Here is a 20,688-nt window from a genome sequence, read left to right on the forward strand (position 1 = left end):
TTCCTGTGAATTTTTTCTCCTCAACAATAAATACAGTAAGCGTGAGTAATATTTTGTTTAAATTAATTGACAAAGTCATTAACCTAAATAAAGGATGAAGACTGTGATATCTCTATTTAGCTTGTAGTTCATATCTCAATACACTGATATTGCTGTTTGTTTATCATATCACTTTATATTGTCCAATATTTAAAAATTAACTATTTGCCAATAGAATGAATATACAAAATGGCAAGTTGAAATGATACCGTTTTGACTTAACATGGTTAGGATAGATTTCTAATTCTTAATCCCAATTAAGATCCATTTTTTTATATTCAGATGGCAAAATGTAGAGTGTATTTATAGTATATTAAAAGTGGTACGAATGTTTTGAAAATGATCTCTATTTTTTTTGTTTGTGAGTTTACAAAATAGCATTCTGAATAATCTAGCATATTTCATTTTTCTTGGACCACAATAATTATAAATTTCTGCCTCTATTTTTTAATAGTGGGCGGTGTCGTCATGTTTTGAGCTAAATATGTACTCAATATTAGACCTCTTGCATAACCTGCTGCGTGGTGTGGATGGGATGACATTTGACATCTTTCCAAGGCTGTTAGATAGTTAGATGGTAGTAGAGACGTCAAAAAACCGGATAATTTTGTAAAAGCCTGTTTAAAAATGAGGAATGTTGGTGTGTATACCGTGATATTTGGACGTCCTGGATGTCCTTTTTGTGTTCGTGCACAAGAATTAGCAAAAAAGCTTGCGGCGCAACGTAATGATTTTAAATTTAGTTACATTGATATCCACGCAGAAGGTATTAGCAAAGCAGATCTGGAGAAGAGCGTGGGTAAACCGGTTGAGACTGTGCCACAAATTTTTATTGATAAACAACATATCGGTGGTTGCACAGATTTTGAGGCTTATGCTAAAAAATACTTGTGTCAAACTGATCAAACGAGCGCATCCTGCATTCCTTGATGGGGCACTTTGGATCACAATAGGGAAACAGCGGACGTCTGCTGTTTCCTATGCCGATTTTCTCGGGTGCTTGTGGGTTTAATGGGGTAAGAATTTATTTTTTTTTGGCTTTTAGATTCGGCAAGTCAGTAATACTACCCTCGTAGATCTCCGCAGCCAGACCCACAGACTCGTGCAAGGTTGGATGGGCATGAATGGTGAGGGCGAGATCTTCAGCATCACAACCCATCTCAATAGCCAGGCCGATTTCACCCAATAGCTCGCCCCCGTTGGTACCGACGATGGCACCTCCGATGACACGATGCGTTTCTTTATCAAAAATCAGTTTGGTAACACCTTCGGCACAATCAGAAGCAATCGCACGCCCTGATGCTGCCCACGGGAAAGTAGAGGTTTCATATTTTTTCTCGCTGGTTTTTTCATCATAAATAGTGCCATCTTTTTCTGCTTGTAGTTTTTCTTTTGCTACGAGTTCTTTTTCTGTTAAACCAACCCAGGCAACTTCTGGTTCAGTGTAAGCGATAGAGGGGATCACCTTAGGATCGAAATAATGTTTTTTCCCCGAGATAACTTCAGCCGCGATATGACCTTCATGTACCCCTTTATGAGCCAGCATCGGTTGGCCTACAATATCGCCAATAGCAAAAATATGTGGCACATTGGTGCGTAACTGTTTGTCGACATGGATAAAGCCATGTTTATCAATGTTAACCCTTGCTTTTTCCGCATCCAGTGACTTGCCGTTGGGCACTCGACCGATCGCGACCAGTACTGCGTCATAACGCTGTGCTTCAGCGGGTGCTTTTTTGCCTGCCATCGTCACATAGATACCGTCTTCTTTCGCTTCTACTTGGGTGACTTTGGTTTCCAGCATTAGGTTGAATTGCTGACTGATCCGTTTAGTGAATACCTTAACGATGTCTTTGTCCGCTGCGGGGATCACTTGGTCAAGCATTTCAACCACATCAATTTTAGAACCTAGCGCATGGTAAACCGTACCCATTTCCAAGCCGATAATCCCACCACCCATGATGAGTAATTTTTCAGGAATCGTGTCTAGTTTCAGTGCATCGGTAGAATCCCATACACGTGGATCATCATGGGGAATAAACGAGAGTTGAATCGGATATGAACCTGCTGCGATAATCGCATTATCGAAATTAATAGTCCTAGTTATCCCTTTCTCGCCTTCTACTACCAATGTGTGCTCACCAGTAAATTTACCTGTTCCATTCACCACTGTGACTTTACGGCCTTTTGCCATCCCTGCTAAACCACCGGTCAGTTGAGAGATCACTTTTTGTTTCCAGCCCCGTACTTTTTCCATGTCAATGGTAGGATCACCAAATGTAATGCCGTGATTACCTAGTGCCTTGGCCTCGTTGATGACTTTTGCAACATGCAATAACGCCTTGGAGGGGATGCAACCCACGTTGAGGCAAACACCGCCCAAGGTCTCATGGCGTTCAACCAATACAGTTTCAAGACCCAAATCTGCGCAGCGAAAAGCCGCAGAGTATCCTGCGGGGCCTGCTCCAAGTACTACGACCTGAGTTTTTATTTCAGTATTCATTATGCTCTCTCATAGGGTTTATTTGGTGATAAAACGTTACATAATAAGACGACGGATGTCCGCCATCAGGCAGCCAATATGACTGACAAAGCGAGCACCTGCAGCACCATCGATGACACGATGGTCAAAGGAAAGTGATAGCGGTAACATTAAGCGTGGTACAAACTCCTTACCATTCCAAATCGGCTTCATCGATGACTTAGAGACGCCGAGGATTGCTACTTCCGGTGCGTTGACGATAGGTGTAAATGCTGTACCGCCGATACCTCCTAAGCTGGATATGGTGAAGCATCCCCCTGCATATCGGCAGCGGTTAGCTTACCGTCGCGTGCTTTTTTGGAAATCAATGCCAGTTCACGTGATAATTCAATCACGCCTTTTTTATTAACATCACGGAACACCGGAACGACCAAACCGTTAGCTGTATCAACGGCGACACCAATATTAATATATTTTTTGAGTGTCAATTTTTGAGCATCGGAAGAAAGAGAGCTATTAAAACGTGGGTAAGTTTCTAGCGCTTGCGCCGCCGCTTTCATCAGGAAGACCAGGGGGGTGATTTTTACATCCCATTTCTTCTTTTCTGATTCAATGTTCTGTTGTTTACGGAAAGCTTCAAGCTCTGTGATGTCGGTTTCATCGAATTGTGTGACATGTGGGATCATGATCCAGTTGCGGCTTAAATTAGCGCCAGAGATCTTTTGGATACGACCCAGTTCGATTTCTTCGATGTCACCAAATTTACTGAAATCAACTTTTGGCCAAGGTAAGATGCCGATATCTGACATCCCTCCCTCGCTGGTATGTTTAACCAGGTTTTTCACGTACGTCTGTAGGTCTTCACGTAGGATACGCCCCTTACGGCCCGTTGCGGTCACTTTTGCCAGATTAATACCGAATTCACGCGCCAAACGACGGATCAGCGGTGTTGCATGTGCGTAAGAGGAATTTTCCGTAAACTCATTTGTGCTTTCTGTCTTACTGCTACTAACACTACTGTTATCGATTTTACTGCTATCGGTATTGTTATTATTGATATTGTTTTTATCGATAGCAATAGGTGTTGAGGGAGGCTCCACTGCCGGTTTTTCTTCCTCATTAGCAGACGCGGTGTCACTATCGGTGCCACGCTCACAGATCATGATCAGTTTGCCGGTTTCGATTTTGTCACCAAGCGCAACTTTGATTTCTTTTATGATACCTGCGTGTGGGGAAGGGATTTCCATTGACGCCTTGTCACCTTCAACGGTGAGCAGCGATTGTTCAATCTCAACGGGATCACCTATTTTTACCATAATTTCGGTGACTTCCACTTCATCGGCACCAATATCCGGTACTTTTATTTCAATAGACATAAATACGTTACCTTTTATTTCTAGGTCTGTTGTGTGTCTGTTACGCCAGGCGTGGGTTGACTTTATCGGCATTAATGCCAAATTCAGCGATGGCTTCTGCAACGATATTGGTATTGATGTCACCACGTTTAGCCAATTCACCCAGTGCGGCAACCACCACGTAAGAAGCATCAATTTCAAAATGGTGACGTAAGTTTTCACGGCTATCGGAGCGACCATAGCCATCAGTACCTAATACACGGAATTGACCAGCAGGAATAAAGTTTCGGATCTGCTCAGCGAATAATTTCATATAATCGGTAGAGGCAATCGTGGGTGCATCATGCATGACTGTTGTGACATAAGGGATACGTGGTTTTTCTGTTGGGTGCAACATATTCCAACGTTCACAATCTTGACCCTCACGTGCTAGTTCAGTAAACGAAGTGACACTATAAACATCAGAAGTGATACCATATTGCTCAAAGAGGATTTGCGCCGCTTTGCGGACATGACGCAGAATAGCGCCTGAGCTCATTAATTGAATTTTACCCTTGCCACCCTCCTTATCGGTCGTCTCCAATTTGTAAATACCTTTACGGATACCTTCTTCAACCCCTTCTGGCATCGCTGGCATTGCGTAGTTTTCGTTGAGCGTCGTCAGATAATAGTAAATATTTTCTTGTGCTTCGCCATACATACGTTCTAAACCGTCATGCATAATGACCGCAACTTCATAGGCATAGGCAGGATCGTAAGAAAGACAATTGGGGATAGTCAGTGATTGAATATGACTGTGACCGTCTTCGTGTTGTAAACCTTCACCATTGAGAGTAGTACGTCCTGAAGTACCACCGATAAGAAAGCCACGCGCCTGTTGATCACCAGCCGCCCAGCACAGATCACCAATACGCTGGAAACCGAACATAGAGTAGTAGATGTAAAACGGGATCATCGGGAAGTCATTGCTGCTGTATGATGTCGCTGCGGCTAGCCAGGAAGCGGCCGCCCCAACTCGTTGATGCCTTCTTGCAAAATCTGCCCTTTTTCGTCCTCTTTATAGTAAGCAACTTGTTCGCGATCCTGTGGGATGTACTGTTGACCATTGGGGCTGTAAATACCGATCTGGCGGAACAGACCTTCCATACCAAAGGTACGTGCTTCATCAGCAATAATAGGCACGATGCGGTCTTTGATCGATTTATTCTTCAACAGTAAATTCAACACTCGTACAAAGGCAATGGTGGTAGAGATTTCTTTCGTTTGTGCTGTTAGCAGTGAATTAAAATCTGCCAGCACAGGCAATTCCAGTTTCTGTTTTTCAGTGAAATTTCTTAAACGGGTTGGCAAATAGCCAGACAATGCCTGACGGCGGGCGTGTAGGTATTTATATTCTTCAGAGTCTTTATCGAAGGTGATATACGGCATTTTTTCGATATCAGTATCGGTAACAGGCACATCGAAACGATCACGCAGGTGATTGACCCCAAGCATATTCATCTTTTTCACCTGGTGAGCGGTATTTTTACCTTCTGCTGTTTCACCCATACCGTAACCTTTGACGGTATGGGCGAGGATAACCGTCGGTTTACCCTGAGTATCCTGTGCTTTTTTCAACGCGGCAAAAACTTTCTTGGGATCATGTCCACCACGGTTTAGCGACCAGATTTCATCGTCGCTCATGTCTGCGACCAATGCTTGGGTTTCAGGGAAACGATCGAAGAAATGTTTACGAATATAAGCACCATCTTTAGATTTGAAGGTTTGATAATCACCGTCTAAAGTTTCATTCATCAATTGGATCAATTTACCGCTGCTATCTTTACGCAATAGGGCGTCCCAACGATCTCCCCAGATAACTTTCAGAACTTGCCAGCCAGCACCTGCAAAAATACCTTCTAATTCATTAATAATTTTGCCATTACCTGTAACCGGGCCATCAAGGCGCTGTAAGTTACAGTTGATAACGAAAATCAGGTTATCCAGTTTTTCGCGGGTGGCGATGGTGATCACGCCTTTGGATTCTGGCTCATCCATTTCACCGTCACCCAGGAAGGCATAAACCGTTTGCGCTGAGGTGTTTTTCAAGCCACGGTGATCGAGGTATTTGAGAAATTTTGCCTGATAGATAGCACTGATAGGCCCTAGTCCCATGGAAACTGTAGGGAATTGCCAAAATTCAGGCATTAATTGGGGATGTGGGTAAGAAGAAAGTCCTTTTCCATCAATTTCTTGGCGGAAGTTGTCCATCTGTTCTTGCGTCAAACGACCTTCAAGAAAAGCACGTGCGTAGATCCCCGGAGAAATATGACCTTGGAAATAAACCAGATCGCCACCATCTTTTTCGTTGCGAGCACGAAAAAAATGATTAAAACACACGTCGTAGAAAGTTGCCGAAGATTGGAAAGAGGCAATGTGCCCACCTAGGTCAAGATTTTTCTTCGAAGCACGTAATACGGTCATCACGGCATTCCAACGTATAGCAGAGCGGATACGTCGCTCTAGATTGAGATTACCGGGGTAAGCGGGTTCATCCTCTACGGCAATGGTATTGATGTAATCATTATTTGTCGAATTTATATTCATTGAACCAGGAGTCACGTTAACGCCACCTTTACGGGCTTCGCTCAAAACCTGATCTAGTAGGTATCGAGCACGCTCAATACCTTCTTCACGGATGACCGATTCGATAGCCTGTCGCCAGTCGCTGGTTTCGATCGGATCTGGGTCGTTATGTAAACGATCTGACACGGTGGTATTCCTTCTTTGTCTTTCAATGGGTTATACTCGGTTACCCTGTGCTTAATTCTCAGGGACAAAGCACATGCTCTTGGTGAAAACACCGAAGTCATTATACTCAATACTCAACTCATTTTAACATTAACAATATATCAGTAGACCTCTTACCAAATCTATTCGTCTATTTTCAAACTCAGCAGTTTAAACCCAGTTTTACGTGAGCTTGAGTTCCAGTGGTGTTTTACTCATCGCACCGCCAATTTCTCGCACGAGGCGCGGCACCAGATAACCAGATACACGGCTTAATAGTCCTTTTATTAGATGCCGTGCTTCATTGTCATCGATCATAAAATGTGCTGCGCCCTGCACTTTATCCAATAGATGAATGTAGTAGGGCAAAATACCAGCATCAAACAAAGCATTACTAAGTTCTACCAGTGCTATCACAGTATCATTGATACCTCTTAGCAAGACACTCTGATTCAGTAATGTTACTCCTGCACGTTTCAATTGTGCCATGCTGTCACACAATGGCTGATCGATTTCGTTTGCATGGTTGATATGTGTCACCATCAATATTTGTAGGTTTGAATCAGAAAACTGTTGGCACAACGCTTTGGTAATGCGTGCCGGGATCACCACAGGCAGACGAGTATGAATACGTAGTCGTTTAATATGCTGAATGTTTTCAAGCTCAGTGATTAACCAATTGAGTTCATGATCTTTTGCCATCAAAGGATCACCACCGGAGAAAATGATTTCATCAAGTTCAGTGTGTTGACGAATATATTGTAATGATTGACGCCAATTGTCTTTATTGCCTTGATTATCCTGATAAGGAAAATGACGGCGGAAGCAGTAGCGACAATTGATAGCGCAGCCTCCTTTCACCAATAGCAGTGCACGATTATGATATTTATGCAGCAGACCGGGTACTACAGTGCGTTGTTCTTCCAGAGGATCGTGCGTAAAACCGGGTGCAACTATAAACTCTTCCCGGGCGGTGAGAACTTGCAGCAGCAGGGGATCTTTGGCATTACCGGCTTGCATGCGTGCGACGAAGGCTCTGGGAACGCGCAGAGGAAATAGGCGACGTGCATCACGGCCTTGTGGTAAATCTGGATGTTTATTGAGCGCTAAAAGATGCAACAATTCGTCAGGATCGGTGATGGCGTCAGCGAGTTGCTGCAACCAATCTTCTCTAGCAGATGTATTTAGGGTTACAATGCGTGTCATTTTTTATTTAGCTACTAGCTCCGAGAGGGCCATCATGGCGACTTATTCTAGCAACGAATTTCGTTCCGGTCTTAAAATCATGTTAGACGGCGAACCCTGTTCCATTATTGACAGTGAATTCGTTAAACCAGGCAAAGGGCAGGCATTTGCCCGTACCCGTATTCGTAAGCTGGTTTCCGGTAAATTATTGGAAAAAACTTTCAAGTCTACTGATACTGTTCCCTCGGCGGATGTGGTCGATATGAACTTGACCTATTTATATAACGACGGTGAATTTTGGCATTTCATGAATAACGACAATTTTGAGCAATTAGCTGCCGATAAGAAGGCTGTTGCTGCAAATGCAAAATGGCTGGTGGAACAGGCCGAATGTGTTTTGACTTTGTGGAATGGTCAGCCAATTGCAGTGAGTCCGCCGAATTTTATTGAACTTAAAATTGTTGACACTGATCCGGGGTTGAAAGGGGATACCGCAGGTACCGGTGGTAAGCCGGCAACCTTGAGTACGGGTGCGGTGGTTAAGGTACCGTTGTTTGTGCAACAAGGTGAAATAATTAAAGTGGATACCCGCTCTGGTGAATATGTTTCTCGTGTTAAATAACAGTTTTTAACTTGGGAAAAAGACGGCCTAAGGCGATAAAAAATAATTTTTTTCATTTCTCCCCTTGATGCTGTGATGCATGACCCCATCTTATCTGCTAACTGTAATAACTAATATTGTGGTGTGATGGAATTAATAGGCAGTTGAGAATTAACCATCCTTCCGCAGGTTGATGATAAATTTTTTTGGGGTAATTTCAGATGACTGAACAACAGCAGCAAAAAAAGAATAGATCTAAAATTATTGGTATCGACTTGGGTACGACGAACTCTTGTGTCGCTGTTATGGATGGTAAAAAGGCACGTGTTCTGGAAAACAGCGAAGGTGATCGTACTACGCCTTCTGTTGTTGCCTATACTGAAAATGGAGAAATTTTGGTGGGGCAACCGGCTAAGCGTCAGGCTGTCACCAATCCACAAAATACACTGTATGCCATCAAACGTTTGATTGGTCGTCGTTTTGAAGACGAGGAAGCACAACGTGATAAAGGTATCATGCCGTATAAGATCGTTGCCGCTGATAACGGTGATGCTTGGGTCGAGGTGAGAGGCGAGAAGATGGCGCCTCCGCAAATTTCTGCCGAAATACTGAAAAAAATGAAGAAAACGGCGGAAGATTATCTCGGTGAAACGGTTACTGCGGCGGTTATCACTGTACCTGCTTATTTTAACGATGCTCAACGTCAGGCAACCAAAGATGCAGGTCGTATTGCTGGTTTGGAAGTAAAGCGTATTATCAATGAACCTACCGCCGCTGCTTTGGCTTACGGACTAGATAAAGAAAAGGGTGATCGCACGATTGCCGTTTATGATCTGGGTGGGGGTACTTTCGATATCTCTATTATTGAAATCAGCGACACTGATGGTGAGAAAACCTTTGAAGTGCTGGCAACCAATGGCGACACGCATCTCGGCGGTGAAGACTTCGATAACCGCTTGATTAATTATCTGGTTGAAGAGTTTAAGAAAGAACAGGGTATTGATTTACGTCAGGATCCCTTGGCAATGCAGCGTCTGAAAGAAGCGGCAGAAAAAGCGAAAATCGAACTTTCTTCCGCTCAACAGGCGGATGTTAACCTGCCATATGTTACTGCCGATGCTTCTGGTCCAAAACACATGAATATTAAGGTGACGAGGACAAAACTGGAGTCACTGGTAGAGGACTTGGTCAAACGTTCCATCGAACCGTTAAAAGTGGCGTTGAAAGATGCTAACCTGTCTGTTGATAAGATTCAGGATGTCGTTTTGGTTGGCGGTCAGACGCGTATGCCGATGGTACAGAAGAAAGTTGCTGAATTCTTTGGTAAAGAACCCCGTAAAGATGTCAACCCAGATGAAGCTGTCGCTATCGGTGCAGCCGTTCAGGGTGGTGTTCTTGCTGGTGACGTGAAAGATGTGTTATTGCTTGATGTGACTCCGTTATCACTCGGTATTGAGACGATGGGTGGGGTGATGACAGCATTAATCACCAAGAATACGACTGTTCCCACCAAGCACAGCCAAGTTTTTTCTACTGCGGAAGATAACCAGTCTGCAGTAACTATTCATGTGCTACAGGGTGAACGTAAACGTGTTAGTGACAATAAATCCTTGGGTCAATTTAACCTCGATGGTATTGCACCAACACAGCGTGGTATGCCTCAAATTGAAGTTACCTTTGATATTGATGCCGATGGTATTTTGCATGTTTCTGCGAAAGACAAAAACAGTGGGCGTGAGCAAAAGATCACCATTAAAGCTTCCTCGGGTCTGGAAGAAGCAGAAATCCAAAAAATGGTAGAGGATGCGAAAGCTAACGCTGAAAATGACCTTAAGTTTGAGCAATTGGTGCAGACACGTAATCAGGCTGATCATCTGATTCATAGCACGGAAAAGCAGCTAAAAGACGTTGGCGACAAGTTGGTGGCAGAAGATAAAACTGCCATTGAAGAAGCGTTAACTGCACTGAAGACTGCGGCTAAAGGTGAAGACAAAGATGAAATGACTGCAAAAATTCAGAAGCTGGAACAATACTCAAGCAAACTACTGGAAGCGGTGCAGCAACAAGCCGATACATCGGGATCGAGTGATAACGGTGCTAAGGCTAAAACAGAAGATGACATTGTTGACGCTGAGTTCGAAGAAGTAAAAGATGACGAGCAAAAAAAGAATAAAAAATAATCGCCTTTAAGCGGGCACGGTGGTAGTAGTAGTTACTACGGCTGAAAACCGGCACGGGCGTTGAGGCAACTCTGCGCCCGTGCGCGTATGTGAAGGGTAGGAAGAAATAATGGCGGATAGAGATTATTACGAGGTTTTAGGCGTCGGTAGAAATGCGACAGATGATGAAATCAAAAAAGCCTATAGAAAGAAAGCAAATAAATACCATCCTGATCGTAATCAGGAGAAGGACGCTGAAGCTAAATTCAAGGAAGTTAACGAAGCTAATAAAATTTTAAGCGATAAGGAAAAACGGGCGGCATACGATCAATACGGTCATGCCGCTTTCCAAGCTGGCGGAATGGGGAGACCTTCATCAGCTGCCGGTTTCGGTGGCGATTTTGGCGAAGACCTGGGTGATATATTTCAGAGTTTTTTTGGGGGAGGGCGTAGCCAGAGCAGCAGCCAACGCCGCCGTGGTTCGGATCTGCGTTATGACCTGAAGTTGACACTGGAAGAAGCTGTGCGCGGTGTTACCAAAGAAATTAGCTTCTCAACCCTGAAGACCTGTGATGGTTGCCACGGCAGTGGTGCGAGACCCGGTAGTTCTCAGCCGGCCTGTCCTACTTGCAAAGGCAATGGTGAAGTATGTATAAAACAAGGCTTCTTTACTGTACAGCAAACTTGCCCTCATTGCGCGGGTAGTGGCAAAATCACTAAAGATAAGTGCAGTAAATGTGGTGGAAAGGGACAGCGAGAAAAATCTAAAACTTTGTCGGTGCAAGTTCCTGCTGGCGTGGATACAGGAGACCGTATTCGTTTGTCTGGTGAAGGTGCTGGTGATGGCGATTTATACGTTCAGGTAGAAGTAAAATCCCATCCGATTTTTAAGCGTGATGGCAATGATCTGTATTGTGACGTCCCTATTAATTTTGCAGCAGCTGCCTTGGGGGGTGAAATTGAAGTACCCACCTTAGAGGGTCGGATTAAATTAAAAATATCCGCGGAAACGCAAACGAACAAGTCGTTCCGTCTCCGTGGCAAAGGTGTTAAATCTGTCCGTGGTAGTGATAAAGGTGATTTATTCTGTCGTGTTGTCGTTGAGACACCCGTTAACTTGAATGAAGAACAAAAACAGTTGTTGCGTAGTTTTTCAGGTACGGCGGATGAAAAAAATAGTCCACGTTCGAAAAGTTTCCTGGACGGTGTTAAAAAGTTTTTTGATGATTTAACTCGTTGATAAAAATATTTTTATCGCTTGTCTATTCAGGCTGTGTGAGTAAAATAAAAAATCCTCGGTATTCGTCGAGGATTTTTTATTTCGTTGTTAGATCAACACTTAAGTGTAATGGTGGTGTAATCGGTGTAGACTCCGGGGGAAAAGTACTAGACTTCTTGCAAAACCGACTACGTGCTGCGAATTTTGCGTTACGTGGTGCTCGTAATCTTCATGTACTCGCATGTACACTGCGGTTGCGGCACACGTCAGGCGCTTTGACTTCATCACACTTGCTATGGTTTTGCAAGAAGTCTACTGGTGTCCTCATCCGATGCTAAGGGGTATTCATTGTGAAAAATATTATTCGTCAGTTTTTGCGTTTAGAGGCAGCAGGTGGCCTTATTTTAATAATGACTGCAATTGTGGCACTGACTCTCGCAAATAGTCCATTGTATAATTTTTATCAGATGTTTATCGATACACCGGTTGTGGTAAAAATTGCTTCATTGGAGATCGATAAACCGCTATTACTATGGATTAACGATGGCTTGATGGCGATTTTCTTTCTGGTCGTGGGATTGGAAGTAAAACGTGAGTTATTGCAAGGATCTCTCGCGGGGCGTGATAAAGCGGTGTTTCCGGCTATTGCTGCTCTGGGAGGTATGTTAGTGCCTGCTGTGATCTATTTACTGTTTAATGGTGCGGATGAGATTACCCGTCAGGGATGGGCTATCCCTGCTGCGACCGATATTGCCTTTGCCCTTGGGGTGATGGCTTTATTGGGTAATAGAGTGCCAACCAGCCTAAAAGTTTTTTTGTTGGCATTGGCTATTATTGATGATCTTGGGGTCATCATTATCATCGCTTTTTTCTATACTAATGAAGTTTCTTTGCCGGCGCTTGGTATTGCTGCGGTGGCTATCGCATTACTGGCTTATATGAACTGGCGTGGGGTAGGGAAAACCTCGGTGTATGTGATAGTCGGTCTGGTATTGTGGGTGAGTATTCTTAAATCTGGCGTACATGCTACCTTGGCAGGGGTGATCCTTGGCTTTATGATACCATTACATACATCGGATAAACGCTCGCCTTCTGAGACTCTGGAACACAGTTTACATCCATGGGTCGCCTACCTTATCTTACCTTTATTTGCTTTTGCTAATGCCGGCGTGTCTTTAACAGGGGTGTCGATCCCAGGGTTAACGGCGTTACTGCCATTAGGCATTGCCTGTGGTTTATTTATAGGCAAGCCACTGGGAATTTTTGTTTTTAGCTGGCTGGCCGTTAAATCCGGTGTCGCTAAATTGCCTCATTCGATTAATTTCAAACAGATTTTTTCGGTTGCTGTCCTTTGTGGTATCGGTTTCACTATGTCAATATTTATCGCTTCACTGGCTTTTGACGGTGTGGATATCAGTTTACTCACTTATTCTAAACTGGGAATATTGCTTGGTTCGACTGCCGCGGCAGTCGTCGGTTACTTTCTGCTACGTTTCACATTACCGCCACTGAGAGCGGTGAAAGGCGATTAAATTTATCGATATGTCAGGATATACCCATTTTGCGTTACGGGGTGCTAGCAATCTTCATGTACTGCGCGGTTGCTGCACTCAGGCGCCTTGACTTTGCAGTACTCGCTACAGTTTTGCAAGAAGTCTACTGTAGTCACAGGTTGCGCTAGGAAAAAAGTTGATGGAAAACAAGGAGACTGAAGAATGACGTTAAGCGCTCATCCAAAAAGTAAATTGATGAAGAGTTTCTCAGTGTTAGGCCCTTATTTGCGTGAGGAGCAGTGTCAAAACGATTATTTTTTCTTTGATTGTTTAGCGATATGCGTCAATGTGAAACTGATGGCAGAGAAGCGTCAATTTTGGGGGTGGTGGATGGAACTCAAATTTAAAGAAGAGGGATTTACCTACAGCTATCAGCTAGGTTTATACAGTAAAGAGAAAGGCTGGCGGACTGAAAAGATTAAAGATCCTGAAACACAGGAAGCGTTAAAAACCACGTTACGAACTTTCCATAAACGATTGCATGATATGTTAATCACTATGGAAATGACACTCGAAGCAGCACAAGATCACAGCGATCAGTGTACTGAGCTTTTGGTATAAACTGTGTTTTTGCATGATGGTTGCCTATCAATAGACTTCTTGCAGCATGCAGTAGGTTCTGCAAGAAGTCTAATAAACGGCTTTATGATGCGGTAACCGGTAGAGGGTATAGCTGCGCGATTTAATTTTGTTGCTAATGGATACATTGAGGAATAAATCTATGGAGTGGCTCATGTTTGAGTGCTAATCAAAATTAAATCGCGCAGCTATATGACAAGACGATGAGAATAATCTCTCCTTCTACTTTGTTGTGAGGAAAGGAATCTTGTCAGGAAGTAGCAATAAATTGCTGGCGCATCTGCTGTACTTGATCCCTCAGCACTGAGGCCTGTTCGAACTCGAGATCTCGTGCATGGATATACATTTGCTCTTCTAACTCACGAATTTTACGTTCCAGCGCTTTCGCTGTTAGAGCCTGATAGCTACCTGTAGTCTCCTCTGCTCTCGTTCCTCGATTTTTTCCCTTACCACGTAAAGAATAAGACTGCCCTAATTGCAGTATATCGCCAACTTTTTTGTTTAGACCCTGAGGGGTGATCCCGCGTTCTTCGTTATAGGCATGCTGTCTGGCTCGTCGTCGTTCTGTTTCATTAATGGCTTTTTCCATTGAAACGGTAATGCTATCGCCATATAAAATAGCTTTACCATTCAGATTGCGAGCAGCACGACCAATAGTCTGGATCAGTGAACGTTCAGAACGTAAAAAGCCCTCTTTATCTGCGTCCAGGATAGCGACTAATGAGACTTCAGGGATATCTAGCCCTTCGCGCAATAAGTTAATCCCCACTAACACATCAAATTTGCCAAGGCGTAAATCGCGGATAATTTCAACACGTTCTACGGTATCAATATCCGAATGCAAATAACGTACCCGTTCACCATGTTCTTGCAAATATTCGGTCAGATCTTCTGCCATACGTTTGGTTAGCGTTGTCACCAGTATTCGTTCATTGCTCGCAACTCGTTTGCGTATCTCTGATAAGAGGTCATCGACTTGAGTGATAACCGGTCGTACTTCAATTAAAGGATCGAGTAAACCTGTCGGGCGCACTAACTGTTCAACCACATCACCGGCGGATTTCTCCAATTCATATTGACTGGGTGTCGCTGATACATAGATAGTTTGTGGTGCCAAGGCTTCAAATTCTTCAAAACGCATTGGGCGATTATCCAATGCTGAAGGCAAGCGGAAACCATAGGCCACTAAATTTTCTTTGCGGGAACGGTCGCCTTTATACATCGCGCCGATTTGCGGTATAGTGACGTGAGATTCATCAACGATTAATACGCCATCAGTTGGCAAATAATCGAATAGCGTCGGTGGTGGCTCTCCTTCCGCACGGCCTGAAAGATAGCGTGAGTAATTTTCAATACCAGAGCAGTAGCCCAATTCATTCATCATTTCAAGATCAAATTGAGTCCGCTGAGTAATCCGCTGTTCTTCCAGTAGTTTATTATTGGACAACAGGGTTTGGCGTCGCTGTTGCAACTCTATTTTTATTGCTTCCATTGCCTGCAGGATAGATTCACGTGGCGTGGCATAATGCGTTTTTGGATACACAGTGAAACGAGGCACTTCACACAACAACTGACCGGTCAAGGGATCAAACAATGATAAACGCTCTACTTCCTCATCAAATAATTCCACTCGCACCGCCTGTTTATCCGATTCGGCAGGGAAGATATCGATGACTTCACCACGTACCCGGAAAGTACCACGCTGAAATACCTGATCATTACGTTTATATTGTAATTCCGTCAGACTGGCCAAGATTTTACGCTGATTAATAATCATGCCATGAGTAAGATGTAATATCATTTTCAGATAGCGTTCTGGATCGCCCAAACCATAAATTGCCGATACCGAGGCAACAACGATCACGTCCTGTCGTTCAAGCAAAGCTTTGGTAGCAGATAAACGCATTTGTTCGATATGCTCATTGATCGCTGAATCTTTTTCAATAAAGGTATCTGAACTGGGGACATAAGCTTCAGGCTGATAGTAATCGTAATAAGAAACGAAATATTCCACTGCATTGTTAGGAAAAAATGCTTTCATTTCGCCGTACAGTTGTGCCGCCAGTGTTTTGTTGGGTGCGAGGATCATGGTGGGTCGGTTAACATTGGCGATGACATTAGCCACAGTAAAGGTTTTACCCGAGCCCGTTACGCCTAGCAGGGTTTGATGGGCCAGGCCGTTTGTCAACCCTTTTTCCAGTTGACGGATTGCTTCGGGTTGATCACCGGCAGGTTTTAAATCGGTATGCAGTTTAAATGCTTTACTCATGAATTAGCTACCTGCAACAACATCGGGTTAGAAGATTAAGTATGCGGGTGGTGTGTAACGGATAATGACTAAACAGGGATATGTTCTGCGGGCTGTGTAAAATAACGTTTATCTTCCCAACGTAACAGGGTTAGTTGACCCCCCAGCAACAGCCCGTGTCCAATGCATAAATACCTGTTGGTGTTCCTGTTCCCTGCAAGGATGCCCAGTGACCAAAAGCAACAGCATAATCGGCATCAATCAAACGCGGCAGCTCAAACCAGGGTGCCAAAGGAAAGGGAGCATTTTCAGGTTTATCTTTACAGAGCATATCCAGTTGCCCATGTGGAAAACAGTAACGCATTCGTGTCAGTACATTAGTGCTAAAACGTAGGCGTGCCAATCCTGAACGTTCAGGATCCCAACTATTGGGTGTATCACTGTACATGGCATTGAGAAACAGTGAATAACTGTCACTACTGAGTACGGCTTCAACTTCACGGGCACAGCTTTGTGCTGTTTTGATATCCCATTGTGGGCTGATACCTGCATGGACCATGATAAGTTTTAACGCGTGATCAATTTGCAACAGGGGTTGACGGCGTAGCCAATTGATCAACTCATCGATGTCGTGGGCATTGAGCAACTCGGTAAGGTGGTCTTTCGGCTTATTACGACTGATACCGGCGTGTACTGCCAATAAATGCAGATCATGGTTACCCAACACGATGCGTACACCAGATCCGAGAGCACGAAGATAACGTAATACCGCCAATGATGCGGATCCACGGGCGACTAAATCGCCAGTTAGCCACAATGTATCTTGTTGCACATCAAAATTAACTTGTGCTAATAGAGCACGAAGTTCAGCAAAACAGCCATGAACATCGCCGATAAGATAGGTAGACATGATTAATGGATCATAATCGGAATAGCTAGGCGAAAAACCGGGATCAAAACCTGAAACGGATGACCGAGATGATCAACCATTTCATAATATCCTTCCATCATACCCAAAGGTGTTTCAAGAACCGCACCACTGGTATATTGGAATTCACTCGCCGGTAAGATGACGGGCTGCTCTCCCACGACGCCATCACCTCGAACCTCAGTTTTACTGCCATTACCATTCGTGATGAGCCAATAACGACTGAGTAGTTGGACTCTTGAACGTCCTAAATTGCGAATAGTCACGGTGTAGGCGAAGACATAGCGTTCCTCTTCAGGTATCGATTGGCTTTCTAAATAGACACTTTGTATTTGTGTACAAATCAAGGGCTGTTCAATCATCAAAGGCTCCTGTTGCTATGGGTCGCTTGATCTGAAAGCCAATTAGTCAGTCTACAATATTGCGCTACAGTGACATTTTCAGCTCTAAAAGCGGGATCGATACTAAGCTTGGTCAATTGCTCGGGAGTGAATAATTCTCCTAAGCTGTTACGAATGGTCTTCCGCCGCTGATTAAACGCCTGAGTGGTAATGAGCCCAAGAAGACGAATATCGCTCACTGGATTAGGTTGCTGTCGGTGTGGCGTCAAGCGCACCACTGCAGAGTCAACTTTAGGAGCGGGCGTAAACGCCGTCGACGGTACTTCTAGCACGGGAATAATTCGGCAATAATACTGTGCCATTACCGTTAAACGGCCATATGCCTTGCTATCTGGCGCGGCAACCAAACGCTTAACCACCTCTTTTTGCAACATAAAATGCATGTCACTGATTGTGTTAGTATAGCCGAAAAGACGAAACATCAATGGGGTAGAAATATTATAGGGCAGATTACCGAATACACGCAGCGGTTGCCCTGCAAGCTTCGCGAGTGCGGAAAAATCTGTTTTCATGGCATCTTGCTGATGGACAATCAGCTTATCTTTGAGTTTAGGATGATTAATAAGACGGGTAGCGAGGTCGCGATCCAACTCAATGACCGTCATCTTGTCCAGACGATCTACTACTGGCTCGGTTAATGCCCCTAAGCCTGGCCCAATTTCAATCACTGCTTCGCCTGGCAGAGGGTGAATAGCCGAAACGATGCTATCGATAACACAGTGATCGTTTAAAAAGTTTTGCCCAAACCGTTTACGGGCAAAATGCCCTTGGTGGATTCTATTATGCATTATTATTTATCATTTGGATGTTACGCAATTTTGTGATCATATTTTGAGCGTCCCTGTGTCAGTTATCATTTTAATGGCTAAATTTAATGCCATGGTAAAACTGCCGGCATTGGCTTGACCACTTGCGGCGAGTTCTAATGCAGTGCCGTGATCGACTGAGGTACGAATAAAAGGTAAGCCAAGAGTAATATTCGTTGCCCGACCAAAGCCTTGATATTTTAACACCGGTAATCCCTGATCATGGTACATAGCAAGTACTGCATCAGCCTCTTTCAGATATTTCGGCTGAAATAACGTGTCTGCAGGCAGTGGACCAATAAGTTGCATTCCTTCTTCACGCAATGATGTCAATACCGGGATAATAACATCTATTTCTTCACGCCCCATATGACCCCCTTCGCCTGCATGAGGGTTCAATCCACAGACATAAATTTTAGGCTGATTAATAGCGAATTTATTTTTAAGATCATGATGGAGAATGGTAATAACTTGGCGCAGACTCGTTTGGGTAATGGCTATGGGCACCTGTGACAAGGCTAAATGTGTGGTCGCCAGTGCAACTCGTAGCTCTTCTGTGGCTAGCATCATGACGACAGCTGGGCAGTGGCTACGCGCCGCAAAAAACTCGGTATGCCCGATAAAGGGAATACCAGCTTCGTTGATAATGCTTTTTTGTACTGGACCGGTAACTAATGCTGAAAACTCACCGTTTAGGCAACCATCACAGGCACGCGCCAATGTTTCCACGACGTAACTGCCGTTTTGTACCTCAAGTTTACCTGCCACCACAGGCGCGTTGGTTTTGATTGGTAGCACGGTTAATGTCCTAGCCAACTGTGATTTACCTGCTTTTATTGGCGGGTTTGTTTGCTGAGAAACCGGCTGATATTCGAGCAATTTTAATGGTAACTGTAGTTGTTCGGCACGCTCAAGCAATGCATCACGATCGGCACAGACCACCAGTTCAATCGGCCAAGTCTGTTGGGCGAGGGCGATCACCAGATCCAGTCCGACCCCAGCAGGCTCGCCAGGGGTAATGACGATGGGTTGATAACTTGTCGGCTTATTTTTGTACATCATGACCATCAAGAATTTTCACATAGGCCGCTGCACGTTGTTGTTGCATCCAACTTTGAGCTTCTTCAGCAAATTTACGGGTAAAAAGCATCCGATAGGCACGATTTTTTTGCACAGCATCGGTTCGATCTACTTTACGTGTATCAAGTAATTCAATCAAATGCCAGCCAAATGACGAATGAACGGGCGCGCTAATCGCTCCTTTTTTGAGTTTTAGTAATGCATTACGGAAAGCGGGATCATAGATATCGGGTGCAGCCCAACCGAGATCACCACCCTGCCCCGCAGAACCGGGATCTTCAGAAATTTCTTTCGCGACAGTAGCAAAATGAGTTTTACCATTTTTTATTTCCTGCGCGATGGCCTGTAATTTGGCTTGTGCTTGATTGTCGGTCATCATAATCGAAGGTTTGAGTAGGATATGCCGTGCATGTACTTCGGTTATCGATATCGCTTTATCTGCTCCACGTATATCATTGATTTTTAAAATATGAAAACCTATCCCGGAACGTATCGGACCGATAATATCGCCTTTATTGGCTGAATGTAATTTTGCGGCAAACAAGCTTGGTAGCTCTTGCCGTTTACTCCAGCCCATTTGACCGCCTTTTAGTGCTTGTGGATCAGACGAGTTGGCGATAGCCAACTTGGCAAAATCAGCGCCTTCCTTGATCTCAGCTACGATTTTATTCGCCTGTCTTTCAGCTTGATCTTTCTGTTGCTGAGACGGATTTTCTGGCACCGGGATGAGAATGTGGCTGAGATTCAGCTCTGTGTCTTCATCTGTCTGGCTAGAGATTTGTTGTGCCAGTGATTCAACCTCTTGTGGCAAAATGGTGATACGGCGTCGAACCTCATTATTGCGCACTTCTGATGTCAGCATTTCTTTACGGATTTGTGTGCGGTAGTTTTTATAATCGATGCCTTCTTTTGCCAACCGGCTGCGCATTTGATCAATCGTCATCCGATTTTGTATCGCAATATTGGTGATGGCTTTATCCAAATCGTCATCAGATATATTGATACCCATCTTTTGGGCCATCTGTAACTGGATACTGTCCATGATCAATTGTTCAAGGATTTGATGATGTAATTTTACATTGTCAGGAAGTTGTTGGCCTGTTTGCTGGGCATTCAACTTCACTGACCGCATCAGATTAGTGACGTCACTTTGTAGTACTACGCCGTTATTGACGATGGCTGCGGTTCTATCGATCTCCTGTGGTGCTGCGAACGCGCTATTGGTGCACACCACTAGCCCGAGGATTAGCGTTCTCCAGTTCTTCATATCTTATTTCCACTTAT

General features: G+C 44.1%; 13 protein-coding genes and 3 pseudogenes. 6 read left to right on the plus strand and 10 right to left on the minus strand.

The window, feature by feature from the left end:
* The first annotated feature begins 681 nt into the window (after positions 1–681).
* The gene (locus tag CCS41_RS03740) at positions 682–969 is read left to right on the plus strand and encodes a GrxA family glutaredoxin (protein ID WP_072550562.1); all 288 of its coding nucleotides are present in this window, start codon (positions 682–684) and stop codon (positions 967–969) included.
* 94 nt (positions 970–1,063) lie between these two features.
* Here CCS41_RS03740 and lpdA read toward each other — a convergent pair whose 3' ends face one another.
* The 4 genes and pseudogenes from lpdA to epmB all read right to left on the minus strand — a co-directional run bounded on the left by lpdA (position 1,064) and on the right by epmB (position 7,851).
* Complete coding sequence (gene lpdA, locus CCS41_RS03745; protein ID WP_072550563.1) at positions 1,064–2,542, minus strand: dihydrolipoyl dehydrogenase; 1,479 nt, start codon at positions 2,540–2,542, stop codon at positions 1,064–1,066.
* A 36-nt stretch (positions 2,543–2,578) separates the two neighbouring features.
* Positions 2,579–3,885: pseudogene (locus CCS41_RS03750) on the minus strand (2-oxo acid dehydrogenase subunit E2); the annotation flags it as partial.
* Between the two features lie 52 nt (positions 3,886–3,937).
* Positions 3,938–6,627, minus strand: a pseudogene (gene aceE / locus CCS41_RS03755) (pyruvate dehydrogenase (acetyl-transferring), homodimeric type).
* Positions 6,628–6,828: 201 nt separating this feature from the next.
* Positions 6,829–7,851, minus strand: coding sequence for an EF-P beta-lysylation protein EpmB (epmB, locus tag CCS41_RS03760; RefSeq protein WP_072550566.1), 1,023 nt, complete (start codon positions 7,849–7,851; stop codon positions 6,829–6,831).
* Positions 7,852–7,885: 34 nt separating this feature from the next.
* On the opposite strand from epmB, the gene efp reads away from it, so the two are divergent.
* The 5 genes from efp to crl all read left to right on the plus strand — a co-directional run bounded on the left by efp (position 7,886) and on the right by crl (position 13,923).
* Complete coding sequence (gene efp, locus CCS41_RS03765; protein ID WP_072550582.1) at positions 7,886–8,452, plus strand: elongation factor P; 567 nt, start codon at positions 7,886–7,888, stop codon at positions 8,450–8,452.
* A 200-nt stretch (positions 8,453–8,652) separates the two neighbouring features.
* Positions 8,653–10,611, plus strand: a complete 1,959-nt coding sequence (gene dnaK, locus CCS41_RS03770; protein ID WP_072550567.1) for a molecular chaperone DnaK — start codon at positions 8,653–8,655, stop codon at positions 10,609–10,611.
* A 109-nt stretch (positions 10,612–10,720) separates the two neighbouring features.
* On the plus strand, positions 10,721–11,830 hold the full coding sequence (dnaJ, locus tag CCS41_RS03775) for a molecular chaperone DnaJ (RefSeq protein ID WP_072550568.1): 1,110 nt from the start codon (positions 10,721–10,723) through the stop codon (positions 11,828–11,830).
* Positions 11,831–12,159: 329 nt separating this feature from the next.
* Positions 12,160–13,341: a Na+/H+ antiporter NhaA gene (gene nhaA, locus CCS41_RS03780; RefSeq protein ID WP_072550569.1), complete on the plus strand. Its 1,182-nt coding sequence runs from the start codon at positions 12,160–12,162 to the stop codon at positions 13,339–13,341.
* Between the two features lie 183 nt (positions 13,342–13,524).
* Positions 13,525–13,923 (plus strand): sigma factor-binding protein Crl, encoded by a 399-nt coding sequence (crl, locus tag CCS41_RS03785; RefSeq protein WP_072550570.1) that lies wholly within the window; start codon positions 13,525–13,527, stop codon positions 13,921–13,923.
* A gap of 268 nt (positions 13,924–14,191) precedes the next feature.
* Here crl and uvrB read toward each other — a convergent pair whose 3' ends face one another.
* The 6 genes and pseudogenes from uvrB to surA all read right to left on the minus strand — a co-directional run bounded on the left by uvrB (position 14,192) and on the right by surA (position 20,671).
* Positions 14,192–16,210 carry an excinuclease ABC subunit UvrB gene (uvrB, locus tag CCS41_RS03790; RefSeq protein WP_072550571.1) on the minus strand — a complete coding sequence of 673 codons (2,019 nt, stop codon included), beginning with the start codon at positions 16,208–16,210 and terminating at the stop codon, positions 14,192–14,194.
* Between the two features lie 86 nt (positions 16,211–16,296).
* A pseudogene (apaH, locus tag CCS41_RS03795) lies at positions 16,297–17,099 on the minus strand (bis(5'-nucleosyl)-tetraphosphatase (symmetrical) ApaH); the annotation flags it as partial.
* 2 nt (positions 17,100–17,101) lie between these two features.
* Positions 17,102–17,479 carry a Co2+/Mg2+ efflux protein ApaG gene (gene apaG, locus CCS41_RS03800; RefSeq protein WP_072550573.1) on the minus strand — a complete coding sequence of 126 codons (378 nt, stop codon included), beginning with the start codon at positions 17,477–17,479 and terminating at the stop codon, positions 17,102–17,104.
* Positions 17,479–18,306, minus strand: a complete 828-nt coding sequence (gene rsmA / locus CCS41_RS03805; RefSeq protein ID WP_072550574.1) for a 16S rRNA (adenine(1518)-N(6)/adenine(1519)-N(6))-dimethyltransferase RsmA — start codon at positions 18,304–18,306, stop codon at positions 17,479–17,481. The genes apaG and rsmA overlap by 1 nt, the downstream gene beginning before the upstream one ends.
* A gap of 36 nt (positions 18,307–18,342) precedes the next feature.
* Positions 18,343–19,392: a 4-hydroxythreonine-4-phosphate dehydrogenase PdxA gene (pdxA, locus tag CCS41_RS03810; protein ID WP_119797236.1), complete on the minus strand. Its 1,050-nt coding sequence runs from the start codon at positions 19,390–19,392 to the stop codon at positions 18,343–18,345.
* Entirely contained in the window at positions 19,370–20,671 is a 1,302-nt protein-coding gene (gene surA, locus CCS41_RS03815) for a peptidylprolyl isomerase SurA (RefSeq protein WP_072550576.1), read from the minus strand. Before surA ends, pdxA begins: the two co-directional genes overlap by 23 nt.
* Between the last annotated feature and the right edge of the window lie 17 nt (positions 20,672–20,688).

It is taken from the genome of Candidatus Fukatsuia symbiotica, assembly GCF_003122425.1.
GTDB classification, from domain to species: domain Bacteria; phylum Pseudomonadota; class Gammaproteobacteria; order Enterobacterales; family Enterobacteriaceae; genus Fukatsuia; species Fukatsuia symbiotica.